This is a genomic window from Paucilactobacillus oligofermentans DSM 15707 = LMG 22743 (assembly GCF_001434315.1).
Taxonomy (GTDB): Bacteria; Bacillota; Bacilli; order Lactobacillales; family Lactobacillaceae; genus Paucilactobacillus; species Paucilactobacillus oligofermentans.
Genome location: NZ_AZFE01000032.1, coordinates 272,238 through 286,232, shown reverse-complemented (window position 1 = coordinate 286,232; position 13,995 = coordinate 272,238). Strand labels below are relative to the sequence as shown.

Below are 13,995 nucleotides of genomic sequence, written 5' to 3'. Positions count from 1 at the left end.
TTATATTATCCTAACTAACAGATAAATTAATGAATAAAATTTAACTTTTTTGTGTTAATTTGTTAAAGAAATTCTTAAAGTACTAATTCCAATGATTTTTGACGAATTGTGACTGGAATACCTTGTGTTTCAACGTCTAAAATAAATGATCCATTAGAGTATCGTGAACCTAATCCATGTTCTTCAGATAATACTTCTTGAACAGTTGGTCGATTAGTGATGATATCAAATGCTCCCTTAAAATCAGGTTCATAAGCAATAAAATCAGCTACTCGATGTGGACTACTCTTTAATTCTCTTAAAATTAAAACACCCTTTCGAGCACGTGAAGTAACTGGTATTTCTTCCAGTTTCATTGCCTTAAAGGCTCCACGGGTTGTAATAATCGCGACATTATCATTGTCTTTAACAATTTGCATATTAACGACTTGATCATCATCTTTTAGTCCCATTGATTTAACCCCAGATGTGCGGGCTCCATTCACTGGAACTTCAGTAACATCAAAGCGCAGTGCTAATCCGTTATAACTCATTAACAGAACAGTCTCATTATCAGTTGAAACTGAACGATAGATTATTGATGTAACTCGAGCATCTTCTGATTTCAGTTTAATATACACGCTTGGATGATTTTTGTATGTTCGACCAGGCAAATAATCTTTAAACATTGTTTGTTTAATATAACCATCATCAGTAGCCACAATGAATTGGCCACTTTCATCTAACGTTTTAAAGGTCATCGCTTCGATAATATTTTCATCGTTATCTAAACCGATAGATTGAGAAATATGTTCGCCAGTATCTTTCCACTTTGCATCTGAAATTTCATAAACTGGTCGATAGATTAAATGACCTTTATTTGTGAATAAGAATAAATGGGATAAAGTATTAGATTTCTCTAATAGGATTGGATAATCATCGGTCTTTAACCCATTTTCTTCTTCACCAGTAGCAGTAAATGATCTGACACTACTACGTTTGATATAACCATCTTTCGAAACCATCACAATTACATCTTCATCTGGTACCAGTACCTTTGTATCAATTTTTAACTCGGATACTTCTGATTGCACTTCAGACAAACGTGGGGTTCCAAATTCTTTTTTAACTTCTAATAATTCTTGCTTAAGAACTTTAAATAATTCTTTTTCATCACCAATAATCAATTTAAACTTAACAATCGAAGCTTGTAATTTTGCTTGTTCATCCTCAAGCTCAGTCACATCTGTATTTGATAAACGATATAACTGTAACGTAACGATTGCTTCAGCTTGAGCTTCAGTAAATTGAAATTGATCAATCAAGTTTTGCTTAGCATCTTTACGATTATTACTTGCTCGAATGGTGGTAATAATTTGATCTAAAATTGATAAAGCTTTAATTAAGCCTTCAACGATGTGCATCCGATTTTGAGCTTTATTTAAGTCGAATTTAGTTCGCTTAATAATGACTTCTTTTCGGAATTCAAGATAAGCTGATAACATTCGTAAAATTCCAACTCGTTTTGGAGTCATATTATCAATTGCAACCATATTAAAATTATAGTTAACCTGTAAATCAGTATTTTTGAATAAGAAATTCAAAACACCTTCTTGATTAGCTTCGCGTTTTAATTCAATGGCAATTGATAGTCCATTACGATCTGATTCATCACGAACTTCAGCAATACCTTCAACCTTTTTATTGATTCGCATTTCATCAATTCGTTTTACCAGTTGAGCTTTATTTACTTCATAAGGAATTTCAGTCACATTAATTTGTGACTTACCACCCTTTAACTCTACAATATTGGTTTTTGAACGAACTACAATCTTGCCACGACCATTTTCATATGCTTTTTTTACGCCATCAATACCTTGAATAATTCCGCCCGTTGGAAAATCAGGTGCCGGAATAAATTCCATTATCTTATCAAGGGTCACGTTGGGATGATTAAGCATATAAATTAAGCCATCAACTACTTCACCCAAATTATGAGGTGGAATATCCGTCGCATAACCTGCTGAAATTCCTGTTGATCCATTAACTAATAAGTTAGGAATTCTTGATGGTAAGACGGTTGGTTCATTTTCAGTATCATCAAAATTCAATACCATTTCAACAGTGTCTTTTTCAATATCTTGCAACATTAAGCCAGATATTTTACTCAATCGCGCTTCTGTATAACGCATAGCTGCAGGTGGATCACCATCCATTGATCCGTTGTTTCCATGCATTTCAACTAACGGCGCACGTAATTTCCAATCCTGACTCAATCGAACTTGAGCTTCATAGATCGAACTATCACCATGCGGATGAAAATTACCCATGATATTACCGACTGACTTAGCAGCTTTACGGAAGCCTTTATCATAAGTGTTACCATCTTTATTCATCGCAAATAAAATTCGTCGTTGAACTGGTTTTAGTCCATCACGAATATCTGGCAATGCACGTTCTTGAATGATTGATTTCGAATAACGGCCAAAACGGTCACCCATCACATCTTCTAAGGTTAATTCCTCAATTTTCGTTCCACTCACAAACGTTACCTCACTTAAAATTACTCGTTAAATAAATCAAGCTGTCCTTCATCATCGTCTTTATTATCCCATGTGGTGATAGTTGGCTCTGATTTTACAGAATCTTTATTTTGATTTTCAGTTAAATCTTTTTCAATTGTTTCCACTTCAACTGCTTCAGCTTTGTCATTTGCTTTTTCTTGCGTTTTATCAAGAATACTTCCAGCTTCTTCTAAAGTAAATTGAACATTATCTTCAATCCATTTACGACGTGGTTCAACTTTATCACCCATTAAAGTAGTTACTCGGCGTTCAGCTAATGAAGCATCATCAATTCTGACCCGAATCAGTGTCCGAGTATCAGGATCCATGGTGGTATCCCATAATTGATCCGCATTCATTTCCCCTAGACCTTTAAATCGTTGTAAACTACCGCCTTTACCAAAATCCTTTGAGACCGTATCAAGCTCTTCATTAGTCCAAGCATATGCAATCTTAGTCTTAGCACCGGTACCTTTTTGTAATTTATATAGTGGTGGTAAGGCGATATAAATTTTACCAGCATCAATCATCGGACGCATATATTTATAAAAGAAGGTCAATAATAAAATTTGAATATGAGCCCCATCATCATCCGCATCAGTCATGATAATAATTTTGTCATAATTTGAATCATCTGGATTAAATTCCGATCCAGCACCCGCACCAACCGTATAAATGATAGTATTTAATTCTTCATTCTTCATCACATCATCAAGCTTGGCTTTTTCAGTATTCAGTACTTTACCACGTAATGGTAAAATGGCTTGGAATTTACGATCTCGGCCTTGTTTTGCTGACCCACCGGCAGAATCCCCTTCGACTAAGAATAATTCATTTTTAGCCGCATTTTTAGATTGCGCTGGCGTTAACTTACCAGATAAGAGCCCATCTTTTTTACCTTTTTTCTTACCAGTACGTGACAAATCACGAGCTTTTCTAGCCGCTTCACGAGCTTCACGAGCCTTTAATGATTTACGAATCAGCATTTGTGCAAATTCGCCATTTTCCATCAAAGTGTAGCCCAATTGCTCATTAACAACTGTATCAACAATCTTACGAGCTTCCGGAGTACCTAATTTGTCTTTAGTTTGACCCTCAAATTGTAAAATATTTTCTGGAATTCTAACCGAAATAACCGCTGAAAGTCCTTCACGAACATCGCTACCTTCAAGGTTTTTATCTTTTTCCTTTAATAGACCTACTTTACGGGCATATTCATTAAAAGCCTTCGTCCAAGCAGACCGCATCCCAGCTTCATGTGTTCCACCATCTGGTGTTCGCACGTTGTTAACAAATGACAGTACATTTTCAGAATATCCATCATTGTATTGTGCAGCAACTTCAACTTCAACTTCAACGCCTTCACTCATACCATCAAAGTATAAAACATCACCTAAAACGTCTTTATCTTCATTTAGATAATTAACAAAAGCCTTAATTCCATCATCAAACAAGAAAATATCTTGTTTTTCTTGACCAGCTCGTTTGTCAGTTAAAGTAATTTTAATTCCTTTTAGTAAGAAAGCAGATTCTCGTAATCGTTCAGATAAAATCCCATAATTATAAACAATTGTTGAAAAAATTGAGCTATCTGGTTTAAAAGTAACCATTGTCCCATTAGGCTTTTTGGTAGTTCCTAATTTTTCTAAGGTTCCTACTGGATGTCCACCATTTGCAAATTGCTCTTCATATTCGATTCCATCACGAACAATTTTAAGCGTCACATGTGTCGAAAGTGCATTAACTACAGATGCCCCAACACCATGTAATCCACCAGACGTTTTATATCCATCTGCCTGGCCAAATTTACCACCTGCATGTAAAACTGTCATAATAACTTCGGCAGTCGGTACACCAGATGCATGCATTCCAACTGGCATACCGCGTCCATGATCTTGAACGGTAATTGAGTTATCAGCTTCAATAATGACATTGATTTCGTCACCAAAACCAGATAATGCTTCATCAACTGCATTATCAACAATTTCGTAAACTAAATGATGCAATCCCCGTGCATCAGTTGAACCTATATACATTCCTGGTCGTTTTCGAACCGCTTCTAATCCTTCTAGTACTTGAATTGAAGAATCATCATATTTATTTTTTGCCAATGTAAAAGACTCCTTGCGACTTCGAAATTAGATTTCGAGTAATAACACATTTAATTATATCTGTTTTTCGGTCTAAATGCTTGACCAAATTTTTAAATACCAATTCTGATGATAAAACAAACTACCCCTAAGTTACAACTATTTTCTAATTGATTACCATATTTTGTAAAAATATTTTTCAAATGCCGTTTGAAATGATAGAATTAACAGGACGAATTTGAAGGAGTAATTTAATAATGCAAATAGCAATAATGATAGTTATCGCCTACCTAATTGGATCAATTCCATCAGGGGTATGGATCGGAAAGATTTTTTTTAATGTTGATATTCATAATGAAGGTAGCGGAAATAGTGGTACAACGAATACATTTAGAGTTTTCGGTAAAAAAGCTGGCGTTGCCGTTTTGTTAATCGATATTTTAAAAGGAACCCTGGCAGCTAGTCAGCCACTTATAATTGGTAGTGATATTAATCCTTTATTAATTGGGGTTTTTGCTTCTCTAGGACACACCTTTTCAATTTTTGATCACTTCAAAGGTGGTAAAGCTGTAGCAACCAGTGCTGGTATTTTACTCGCTTATAACCCGTTACTATTTTTAATGGCTAGTTCAATTTTTATTATCACACTTTGTTTGTCTAGTATGGCAAGCGTCGCTAGCGTTTTAGGTATTACGATTACAGCAATTGTGGCTATTGTCATGCAAGATTGGATTTTTGCAATCATTGCTAGTTTTCTATCAATTGTAGTAATTTTACGACATCGTGGTAACTTTAAACGAATTGTAACTGGGACTGAATCCATGGTGCCATTTGGCTTAGGTAACTACTTACGTAATAAACATCAATAATAATTTAAAAAGGTTATGGATTTAAAACTATAAATAGTTTTAAATCCATAACCTTTTTTATTTAGAATACCGAGATTGAATATCCATGTTCTTCACTAGCTGATGGTAATAATTTATTCATCGCCATTTTATCTTCTATTCGTTGATTAGTATCAATACTATCCGCAATGCCCCACCATGGTTCGATACAAACAAATGGTGATTCAACCGGATAAGGTGACCAAATACCCGTGTATGGTGCTTGATCAACATTAACATTTACCCCATGTTCAGAATTAGTTCCTTGTAACTTTATTTGAACCGGTTGTTTTTGCAAATCTAAAATTAATGCATCTTGCTTAAATAATTCATGATCCAGGTTTAAATGTTGAGTAAAATCTAAGGTTTTAGGATTTTTAGCGTCATTATATGGTCCAACTAAAGGAATTTGTGCAAACTTACAATTTGGTTCCACACTAACATTAGTCGTTTCAAAAGTATCATCTGCAGTCAAAGGTACATTAAATCCTGGATGGGCACCTATTGAATACAACATTTCAAATTCACTATGATTTGATACCACAAAATTAACCGTGACTTGATTATCATCAGTTAATTCATATGCTACCCGAAGTTCAAATTCAAATGGATACATTGCTAATGTTTCTGCATTACTTTTTAATTCAAAAATGACATACGTATCTTTATGATCAACAACTGTAAAGTTAGCATCGCGCGCAAATCCGTGTTGTTCCATCTCGAATGATTCATTTTGATATGTATATTTGTTATCTTTTAGCCGACCAACGATCGGAAAAAGAATTGGTGATGTTCTACCCCAAAACTTTGGATCAGCTTGCCATAAGTACTCAATTTGCGTTTCAGGACAAAAGATATTTCGTAACTGTGCCCCTTGTTCATCAATCTTAACGGTTAAATTGCCATTATCTAGTGTAATCATATTAGTTCTCCTTTTTTGCCCGTGGGAAAAATTTTTGATAATCACTTTGTAAATGTTCGGTTGTTACATGGGTATAAATCTGTGTGGTTGACAGACTTGAGTGACCTAATAACTCTTGTACTGTCCGTAAATCAGCCCCATTATTTAACATGTGTGTGGCAAACGTGTGCCGTAACATATGGGGATGAATATCTGCAGTTAGACTACTCTTTTTAATTACTTGATTCAAGACATATTCTACTCCAGTTGGAGTAATCGGTTCGCCATGTTGGTTAATAAATACAATCTGATGTTCGTGGTTATATTTGGCCATTAGTGGCGTCCGACAAGCTTCAAAATATTTAATTAGCGCTTGTTCCGCATAACTACCAAACATTACGTAACGTTCTTTATCACCCTTACCACGTACTAAAATCATATGGGTAGCAAAATCAATTTGTCCTAACGTTAGACCTGTACACTCACTCACCCGCATTCCTGTACCATATAGTAATTCTAATATAGCCTCGTTACGAATGTCTAGCGGTTTCCCAGTTCCTTTAGCTGCTTCAAATAATGCATTCATCTCTTGTTCATAAAAAAAACGAGGTAAATGATTTTGATGTTTTTTTAAAACAATATTTTCAAATGGATTTTTAGTTGCTAGCTCATTTCTAGTCAAGAAATTAAAAAAAGATCGAAGACTTGAAATACGTCGAGAAATGGTATTCCTAGCATAGTGTTGATCATTTAAATAGGATAGATAGACTTGAACATCTAATTTATCAATTGCTATCCATTTTTTCATTCCACCATTATCGGTTAAAAATTGGCTGAAGTCTTGCATATCTTCTTGATAAGCGACAATCGTGTCACTTGAATATTGTCGCTCTACTTTAAGATATTGTAAAAATAATTCTTCTAAATTTTTGCTCATACAAAAAGCCCCCATGACTGCACGATAGCAGAGAATGAGGACAATTTCAAATATATTATTTCTGGATTTCTTCTTCGTAATCGCCATTTGGACAAATAACTTGTTTGCCACCTTTAACTTTTTTCTCAACCAAGTAATGACCATCTTTAGGACAATCACGGCCGATTGGTCGATCCCATGATACAAAATCACAGTCTGGATAACGCGAGCAGCCAAAGAATACACGATTCTTTTTAGACTTACGTTCAACAATTGTACCTTCATGACATGTTGGACAAGTAATTCCAGTATCTTTAACGATTGCTTTAGTATTACGACAGTTTGGGAAACGGGAACAGGCAAAGAATTTACCATACTTACCCATTTTAACAACTAATGGAGCTCCACAAATATCGCAATCAATCCCAGCTAATTCATCTTTAATTTCAATTTTTTCGACTTCTTCTTCAGCAACCGAAACCTCTTTAGCGAATGGTTTGTAAAATTGATCAATAACCTTGACCCATTTTTCCTTACCTAATTCAACTTCATCAAGTTCGCCTTCAACTTTAGCCGTAAACTTGACATCAACGATATCTGGAAATTGTTCGATGATAATTTTATTAACAATTTCACCAAGTTCAGTTGGCTCGAAGCGTTTTGAAACAATTTTAACGTAATAACGACGTTGAATTGTATCTAAGGTTGGAGCATACGTTGATGGTCGTCCAACCCCATTTTCTTCTAACGCCTTAATTAAGTTAGCTTCAGAATATCTTGCTGGCGGCTGAGTAAAGTGTTGACTTGGATCAGTTTGAGCTAATTGAACCATATCTCCAGTACTTAACTCGGGCAAAATATTGTCTTTCTCATTACCATTATTGTAAATAGTTGTGAAACCAGTAAATTTAACTTTAGAGCCATTAGCCCGGAAATCAACATTATTTTGAGAAATTGTAACTGACATTGTATCAGTTACTTGTGGTGTCATTTGACTAGCCACAAATCGCGACCAAATTAGGTTATACAACTTGTACTGATCATTAGACAAAAAGTCTTTCATATCAGCAGGAGTTCTCATTACCGAAGTAGGTCTGATTGCCTCATGAGCGTCTTGTGCACCTTCAGCTAGCTTACCTTTAACCGGCTTGGTAGCTGCATATTCTGCGCCGTATTTTTCATGAATAAAAGTTGAGGCTTCGTGCTTAGCACCATTAGAAATTCGCGTTGAATCGGTCCGCATATAAGTGATTAGACCAATAGATCCGCCCTTGCCAATATTAATTCCTTCATACAATTGTTGAGCGGCCATCATTGTTTTACGTGTTCTAAAACTTAACTTTCGGTTAGCATCTTGTTGCATAGTTGAAGTAGTAAATGGTGGTTGTGGATTACGTTTACGTTCCTTTTTAGTAACGTCAGTAATTTCAAAATCACCATTACGATCAAGTTTTCCTAAAATATCTTGAACAGCTTCATTGTCACCTAAGTCTTGTTTTTTACCATTAACGCCATAAAATGCAGCATCAAATTTTGTTCGACCTTTTTTAAACTTAGAATCAATCGTCCAATATTCAACTGGATTAAAAGCTTTAATTTCATTTTCACGATCAATAATTAACTTTAAGGCAATTGATTGTACTCGTCCCGCACTGAGACCTTTTTTAACTTTCTTCCATAGAATAGGACTAATTGAATATCCAACAATTCGGTCTAAAATCCGACGGGCTTGTTGAGCATCAACCAAATCCATATCAATACCGCGTGGTTCTTTAAAGGCTTCTTTAACAGCCTCTTTAGTGATTTCATTAAACGTTACCCGATGAATTTCATCTGGTTCAAGTTTTAGAATATTAGACACGTGCCAAGCAATTGCTTCACCTTCGCGATCCGGATCAGATGCAAGATAAACAGCTTTGGCATTTTTAGCATCTTTACGGAGTGACTTGATAATATCACCTTTACCACGAATTGAAATATATTCTGGTTCATAATCATTTTCAAAGTCAACGGCCATGCGACTTTTAGGTAAATCACGAATATGACCGATACTAGCTACAACTTTATAACTACTACCTAAATACTTTTCAATTGTTTTGGCTTTGGAAGGTGATTCAACAATCACAAGATTCTTTTTAACCTTAGCGCGTTTCTTTGTTGTTTTTTTTGGTTTAGTTGCTGATTTTGTTGGCATTAATAATGCTCCTAACATATCTTTTCTTCATTAATACGATGTATCAAACACAAAACATCATATTTCAGAAAAAAACGATTGTCAAATCAAAAACTCATTTAACACATCATTTACCGATAAAATTGGCTTCGCCCCTGCCGCAATTAACTCATTACAACCTGATGAAAATGGATCCGTGATTTTCCCTGGTATTGCACACACATTGCGGTTTTCTTGCAATGCTAAATTAGCAGTAATTAGACTACCACTTTTAGTTTTTGCTTCAACAACTAATAAAGTTTCACTTAAGCCTGCAATAATTCGATTTCTTTCTGGAAAATGTGATCGGTATGGTTGAGTTCCAAGTGGGTATTCGGAAATTACTAATCCTTCGCATTCCATTTGGCTTTGTAAGTTTTGATGCATTCGTGGATAAACGATATCGATTCCAGTCCCTATTACACCAATTGTATTACCATCGTTATTAAGTGTAATTTGATGACTAATTCCATCAATACCAGTTGCTAAGCCACTAACAATTGTAATTGATTTATCAACGATTGACGGTAGAATTTCATTCAATACTTGTTTACCATACGTTGTACTTTTTCTTGCACCAACCACTCCCAATATTTTGGTATTTAATAATTCTTTTTTCCCGCGATAGAAAATAACGATGGGTGAACAATAAATTTCCTTTAATTGTTCTGGATAGTCATCATCTAAAATCGTAATAAACTGGCATTCCAACCAATGACGCTGAACGTCATCAGCCAGTTCTTGTGTGTTCCAATTAGTTAATATTTTTTCTGTAATCTTTACTGATAAACCGGCTAATTGGCAACATTCCAAAATGCTTGTATTATACAAACTGTATTTAAAAGCTATGAAAAGTTTTTGTTCCGTCATCATTCCGATTCCTTTACACAAATGAATCTTTAACAAAAATAATTTTTTTAACATAAAAAACCTCCTACATAATAAATACGATGTAAGAAGTTAATTTAAATTATTTAAATTCTGGAACTGGTGAGAACGACATTCGATGAATTGGAGTAATTCCAAGCTTTTTCATACCCTCGAGATGTTTAACCGTTCCATAGCCCTTATTATTAGCAAAATCATAACCTGGATAAATTTTATCATACGTTTCCATCAAGTGATCACGATATTCTTTAGCAACAATACTAGCTGCTGCCACGCTGATACTCTTTTGATCACCTTTAATCAAGGTTGTTTGTGGAATATCAAGATCTAATGGCACTGCATCAACAATAATTTGACTTGGCTGATGTTTTAATCCTTTAATGGTCTCAATCATTGCTAATTGGGTAGCGTGATAAATATTATGCTGATCAATAAAATCTTGATCTTTAACGCATAAATTAACTTCCACGGCTTCATTAATAATTTTTAAATAAAGATTTTCACGCTCATGAGCAGTTAATTGTTTTGAATCAGTTACACCAATTAAATCAAAAGTACTATCTAGAATAACCGCTGCAGTAACTACTGGTCCAGCCAGTGGTCCACGTCCAACCTCGTCCATACCAGCAACATATTGATGACCTTGTGACCAAAATTCATTTTCAAATTTAAATCGTAACTTAAAAGCATCCTTGGCTTTCTTTAAACGTTCGATCCGTCGGTTAAAGCTTAGTAATGCCGCTTTCGTACCTTTACGTTCATCATCTTGAAGTTCATGAATGAAAGCGTCATTTGGATTATCAATCTCATTTAATTTTTGCTTAATTTTACTTATGGTCAGCTTCAATTTTTTTCAATTCCTCTTCAATCTCAGTTGGTGTTTCAAGAGTAAATCGTCCTAACTTACCTTTACGTAAATCAAAAATTATTCGTTCACTGGCGCGATCATAATCATCCTTGAATCCTAATTTACTGGTAATTGTTAGTAATACATCCGCATCAGTTACAGATTCATCAACATCAGCTGTTTGTAAATGATAACGTTCAACAAGCGCAGTTGGATTAGTTGAACGCAAATGTGCAATTGCAAACAAACCGATATCATCTTTGCTGTATAACGTATCTTTAATTGCGCCTGATAATGCCATCTTTTTACCAATTAATTGAGTCTGAAATTTTGGCCACAAAACTCCTGGTGTATCCAACAATTCCAAATCATCAGTTGATCGTAACCATTGTTGACCAGTTGTCACTCCAGGTCGGTTACCAGTATTAGCAACGTTCTTTTGTACTAAATGGTTAAGAAGTGTTGATTTACCAACGTTGGGAACTCCCACACACATTGCCCGAATCGCTTTATTATCTTGCATACCCTTTTGTTTTTGTAAGGCTAATTTTTCGTGCAAAACTTCTTGGGTTTTTTTAGTAACTATCTTTGCCACGTTATGTTCACGAGAGTCTAATGCTAAAACCGGTTGTCCTTGAGTTTCAAAATATTTAATCCATTCCTCGATCACTTTAGGATCCGCTAAGTCTAGTTTCGTCATGATTATCAAACGTGGTTTGTCACCCATAGCTTTTTTTACTTCTGGATTTTGTGATGAATAAGGAACTCGGGCATCGATTAATTCAAACACAATATCAACTAATGGCATTTGCTCTCTAATTTGTCGTAGGGCTTTGGCCATATGACCAGGGAACCATTGTATTACACGCATATTATTCTCCTAATTCATCTTTTCTAAATATCGTTTCCATGCTTCATCAAAAATTGTCATCGATGGTAAGTAGCGAGCATTATCTTCAAGGTAATGAGAAACTTCGTCAAAATCATGAGACTGTTTAGGGAATAACATATCAAAAAAGGCATTATTAGCAAATTGCTCAACCTCATCTGCCCCATTCGGATTTCGTTGTGTCATCAAAAATTGATAAAAGCTAAGTCGCATCATTATCCTCCTATTGTTTGGGAATAGTAATTGAGAAAATATATTCTTTATTCGCTAAATCAATCTTTTTGGCTGCGTAATGAACAGATTGTTTCTTACTATACTTGTTTAAATCCAATAAAACCGTCTTTTTACGTTGATTAATTGTTACCCATTCAGGTAGCTTATTATTCTTACTAATGTACCCTAGAACGTAAGTAGCCGGTAAATTAAGCCGTCCAACTGACATACCCTTAGCTTTTAGTAAAACATTCCCATCTTTTTGCTTAACTGGGACAAAATTAACTGCAAAGGCAACCTTAGCTCCTAAAAATTTCGTACTTCCAGAAACTGTGGCATATTGTTTACCAACAATAAAACTATAATTTTGTTTATTTTGTAAACGAGTTAAGTAATTATCAGCTAATGCATTTACTTGAGTTGAATTTAATTTTACGTTAAAAGTCGTTTTATTAGTTGCCAGTGCATCAGATTCATTAGCATTTTCAACCGGTGCAGTAACTTGAATCATGACATATGCAATTAAAATTACAATTAAGGCGATTACACAACCAAAAGCCCATTTCCACATGTTACGTTCTCGTTTTTTTAAATTAGTCTTTTTTCTCGAGTCTCTCATGGTACTCCTATCTATTTTTCAAACCAACTATTATGTAACTTCATAACACTTAATAGTTTATCACTCATTTTTTGATATCCTAAGTGGTTTGGGTGAAAATTATCATCAGTTGAAATATATTTGTTCAAGTTTTTATTACTTTCATTCATAATTTTAGTGGTAACTTTTTGGGTCAATTTACTTTGACTATTAGCTGCTGCATCATCTTTAGCTAATTTAGCTTGCTCTTCTTTAGTTGTATATTGTCCATGAGACATTAAATTATTAATATCAACAAAATATGCTGGACCATAATTACTTATAGTCTCTTTACTAGTTTCATTCCATTCTTGAACCGAATTAGTTAACGAATCAACTTGCGCAAAATAAACATAAAATGGATTATAAATACTAAACAAAAAAATGGGAGCATCAGTGTTATATTTTCTGACCTGAGTTAATAATTGATTCAATTTTTTATCATAGGTTTTAGATCCGGCTTTTAAACTGGATGTGATTTCACTTGATGAACTTGAAAAAACTACTTTCTGCAATAATTGCAATAAATCATTACCACCAACCGTCATTACGATTACATCAGCAGATTTTAGCTTATTTTGGAATTTTTTACTACTGTCCAAACGATCTAAAATCTGATCAGAACGGTCCCCAGACACACCGTAATTACTTGTATTAACTTTAACATCATAACTCGATGCTAACTTTTTCTTGATGATACCAACATAACCACCATTTTTTGACTGATCACCTACACCTTGAGTTAACGAATCCCCTAGAGCAACTAAATTTATTTTGCTTTTTGTTGCTTTGGTTTTTGATTTAGTTTGTTTAGTAATCGTTGTATTCGTATCATTCTTAGTTAATTGTAGGTATGAAAATCCACCGACAGCTAGCACAATAACTATTAAAATTGTGACTATTCCTATCCGCTTTTTCATCAAAAATCCACCTTCTCTCATAATAAAAGGCTGTACAAACCTAGGTTTGTGC

At 34.6% G+C, this 13,995-nt stretch carries 12 protein-coding genes; 1 reads left to right on the top strand and 11 read right to left on the bottom strand.

Annotated features, from left to right (window positions below):
• Positions 1-74: 74 nt before the first annotated feature.
• Together parC and parE are read right to left on the bottom strand one after the other, a co-directional pair.
• Positions 75-2,522, bottom strand: coding sequence for a DNA topoisomerase IV subunit A (parC, locus tag FC70_RS08455; protein ID WP_083478690.1), 2,448 nt, complete (start codon positions 2,520-2,522; stop codon positions 75-77).
• Between the two features lie 20 nt (positions 2,523-2,542).
• On the bottom strand, positions 2,543-4,654 hold the full coding sequence (gene parE, locus FC70_RS08450) for a DNA topoisomerase IV subunit B (RefSeq protein ID WP_057890559.1): 2,112 nt from the start codon (positions 4,652-4,654) through the stop codon (positions 2,543-2,545).
• A gap of 236 nt (positions 4,655-4,890) precedes the next feature.
• On the opposite strand from parE, the gene plsY reads away from it, so the two are divergent.
• Positions 4,891-5,502, top strand: a complete 612-nt coding sequence (plsY, locus tag FC70_RS08445; RefSeq protein ID WP_057890558.1) for a glycerol-3-phosphate 1-O-acyltransferase PlsY — start codon at positions 4,891-4,893, stop codon at positions 5,500-5,502.
• 61 nt (positions 5,503-5,563) lie between these two features.
• Here plsY and FC70_RS08440 read toward each other — a convergent pair whose 3' ends face one another.
• The 9 genes from FC70_RS08440 to FC70_RS08400 all read right to left on the bottom strand — a co-directional run bounded on the left by FC70_RS08440 (position 5,564) and on the right by FC70_RS08400 (position 13,943).
• On the bottom strand, positions 5,564-6,442 hold the full coding sequence (locus FC70_RS08440) for an aldose 1-epimerase family protein (protein WP_057890557.1): 879 nt from the start codon (positions 6,440-6,442) through the stop codon (positions 5,564-5,566).
• 1 nt (position 6,443) lies between these two features.
• Entirely contained in the window at positions 6,444-7,358 is a 915-nt protein-coding gene (xerC, locus tag FC70_RS08435) for a tyrosine recombinase XerC (RefSeq protein ID WP_057890556.1), read from the bottom strand.
• Positions 7,359-7,413: 55 nt separating this feature from the next.
• Positions 7,414-9,531, bottom strand: a complete 2,118-nt coding sequence (gene topA, locus FC70_RS08430; RefSeq protein ID WP_057890555.1) for a type I DNA topoisomerase — start codon at positions 9,529-9,531, stop codon at positions 7,414-7,416.
• Positions 9,532-9,612: 81 nt separating this feature from the next.
• The gene (gene dprA / locus FC70_RS08425) at positions 9,613-10,473 is read right to left on the bottom strand and encodes a DNA-processing protein DprA (RefSeq protein WP_057890554.1); all 861 of its coding nucleotides are present in this window, start codon (positions 10,471-10,473) and stop codon (positions 9,613-9,615) included.
• A gap of 46 nt (positions 10,474-10,519) precedes the next feature.
• A complete protein-coding gene (locus tag FC70_RS08420; protein WP_057890553.1) occupies positions 10,520-11,284 on the bottom strand; it encodes a ribonuclease HII in 765 nt (254 codons plus the stop codon).
• Positions 11,265-12,155 carry a ribosome biogenesis GTPase YlqF gene (ylqF, locus tag FC70_RS08415; RefSeq protein WP_057890552.1) on the bottom strand — a complete coding sequence of 297 codons (891 nt, stop codon included), beginning with the start codon at positions 12,153-12,155 and terminating at the stop codon, positions 11,265-11,267. The genes FC70_RS08420 and ylqF overlap by 20 nt, the downstream gene beginning before the upstream one ends.
• Positions 12,156-12,164: 9 nt before the next feature.
• Positions 12,165-12,386, bottom strand: coding sequence for a YozE family protein (locus tag FC70_RS08410; protein ID WP_057890551.1), 222 nt, complete (start codon positions 12,384-12,386; stop codon positions 12,165-12,167).
• 10 nt (positions 12,387-12,396) lie between these two features.
• Complete coding sequence (locus tag FC70_RS08405) at positions 12,397-12,957, bottom strand: YpmS family protein (protein ID WP_235804098.1); 561 nt, start codon at positions 12,955-12,957, stop codon at positions 12,397-12,399.
• 59 nt (positions 12,958-13,016) lie between these two features.
• A complete protein-coding gene (locus tag FC70_RS08400; RefSeq protein WP_057890549.1) occupies positions 13,017-13,943 on the bottom strand; it encodes an SGNH/GDSL hydrolase family protein in 927 nt (308 codons plus the stop codon).
• Between the last annotated feature and the right edge of the window lie 52 nt (positions 13,944-13,995).

Excerpts from the sequence above, each read along its gene's own strand:
- plsY (WP_057890558.1), top strand. The coding sequence starts at position 4,891 with ATGCAAATAGCAATAATGATAGTTATCGCCTACCTAATTGGATCAATT.
- FC70_RS08440 (WP_057890557.1), bottom strand. The coding sequence starts at position 6,442 with ATGATTACACTAGATAATGGCAATTTAACCGTTAAGATTGATGAACAA.
- xerC (WP_057890556.1), bottom strand. The coding sequence starts at position 7,358 with ATGAGCAAAAATTTAGAAGAATTATTTTTACAATATCTTAAAGTAGAG.
- topA (WP_057890555.1), bottom strand. The coding sequence starts at position 9,531 with ATGCCAACAAAATCAGCAACTAAACCAAAAAAAACAACAAAGAAACGC.
- dprA (WP_057890554.1), bottom strand. The coding sequence starts at position 10,473 with ATGTTAAAAAAATTATTTTTGTTAAAGATTCATTTGTGTAAAGGAATC.
- ylqF (WP_057890552.1), bottom strand. The coding sequence starts at position 12,155 with ATGCGTGTAATACAATGGTTCCCTGGTCATATGGCCAAAGCCCTACGA.
- FC70_RS08410 (WP_057890551.1), bottom strand. The coding sequence starts at position 12,386 with ATGCGACTTAGCTTTTATCAATTTTTGATGACACAACGAAATCCGAAT.
- FC70_RS08405 (WP_235804098.1), bottom strand. The coding sequence starts at position 12,957 with ATGTGGAAATGGGCTTTTGGTTGTGTAATCGCCTTAATTGTAATTTTA.
- FC70_RS08400 (WP_057890549.1), bottom strand. The coding sequence starts at position 13,943 with ATGAAAAAGCGGATAGGAATAGTCACAATTTTAATAGTTATTGTGCTA.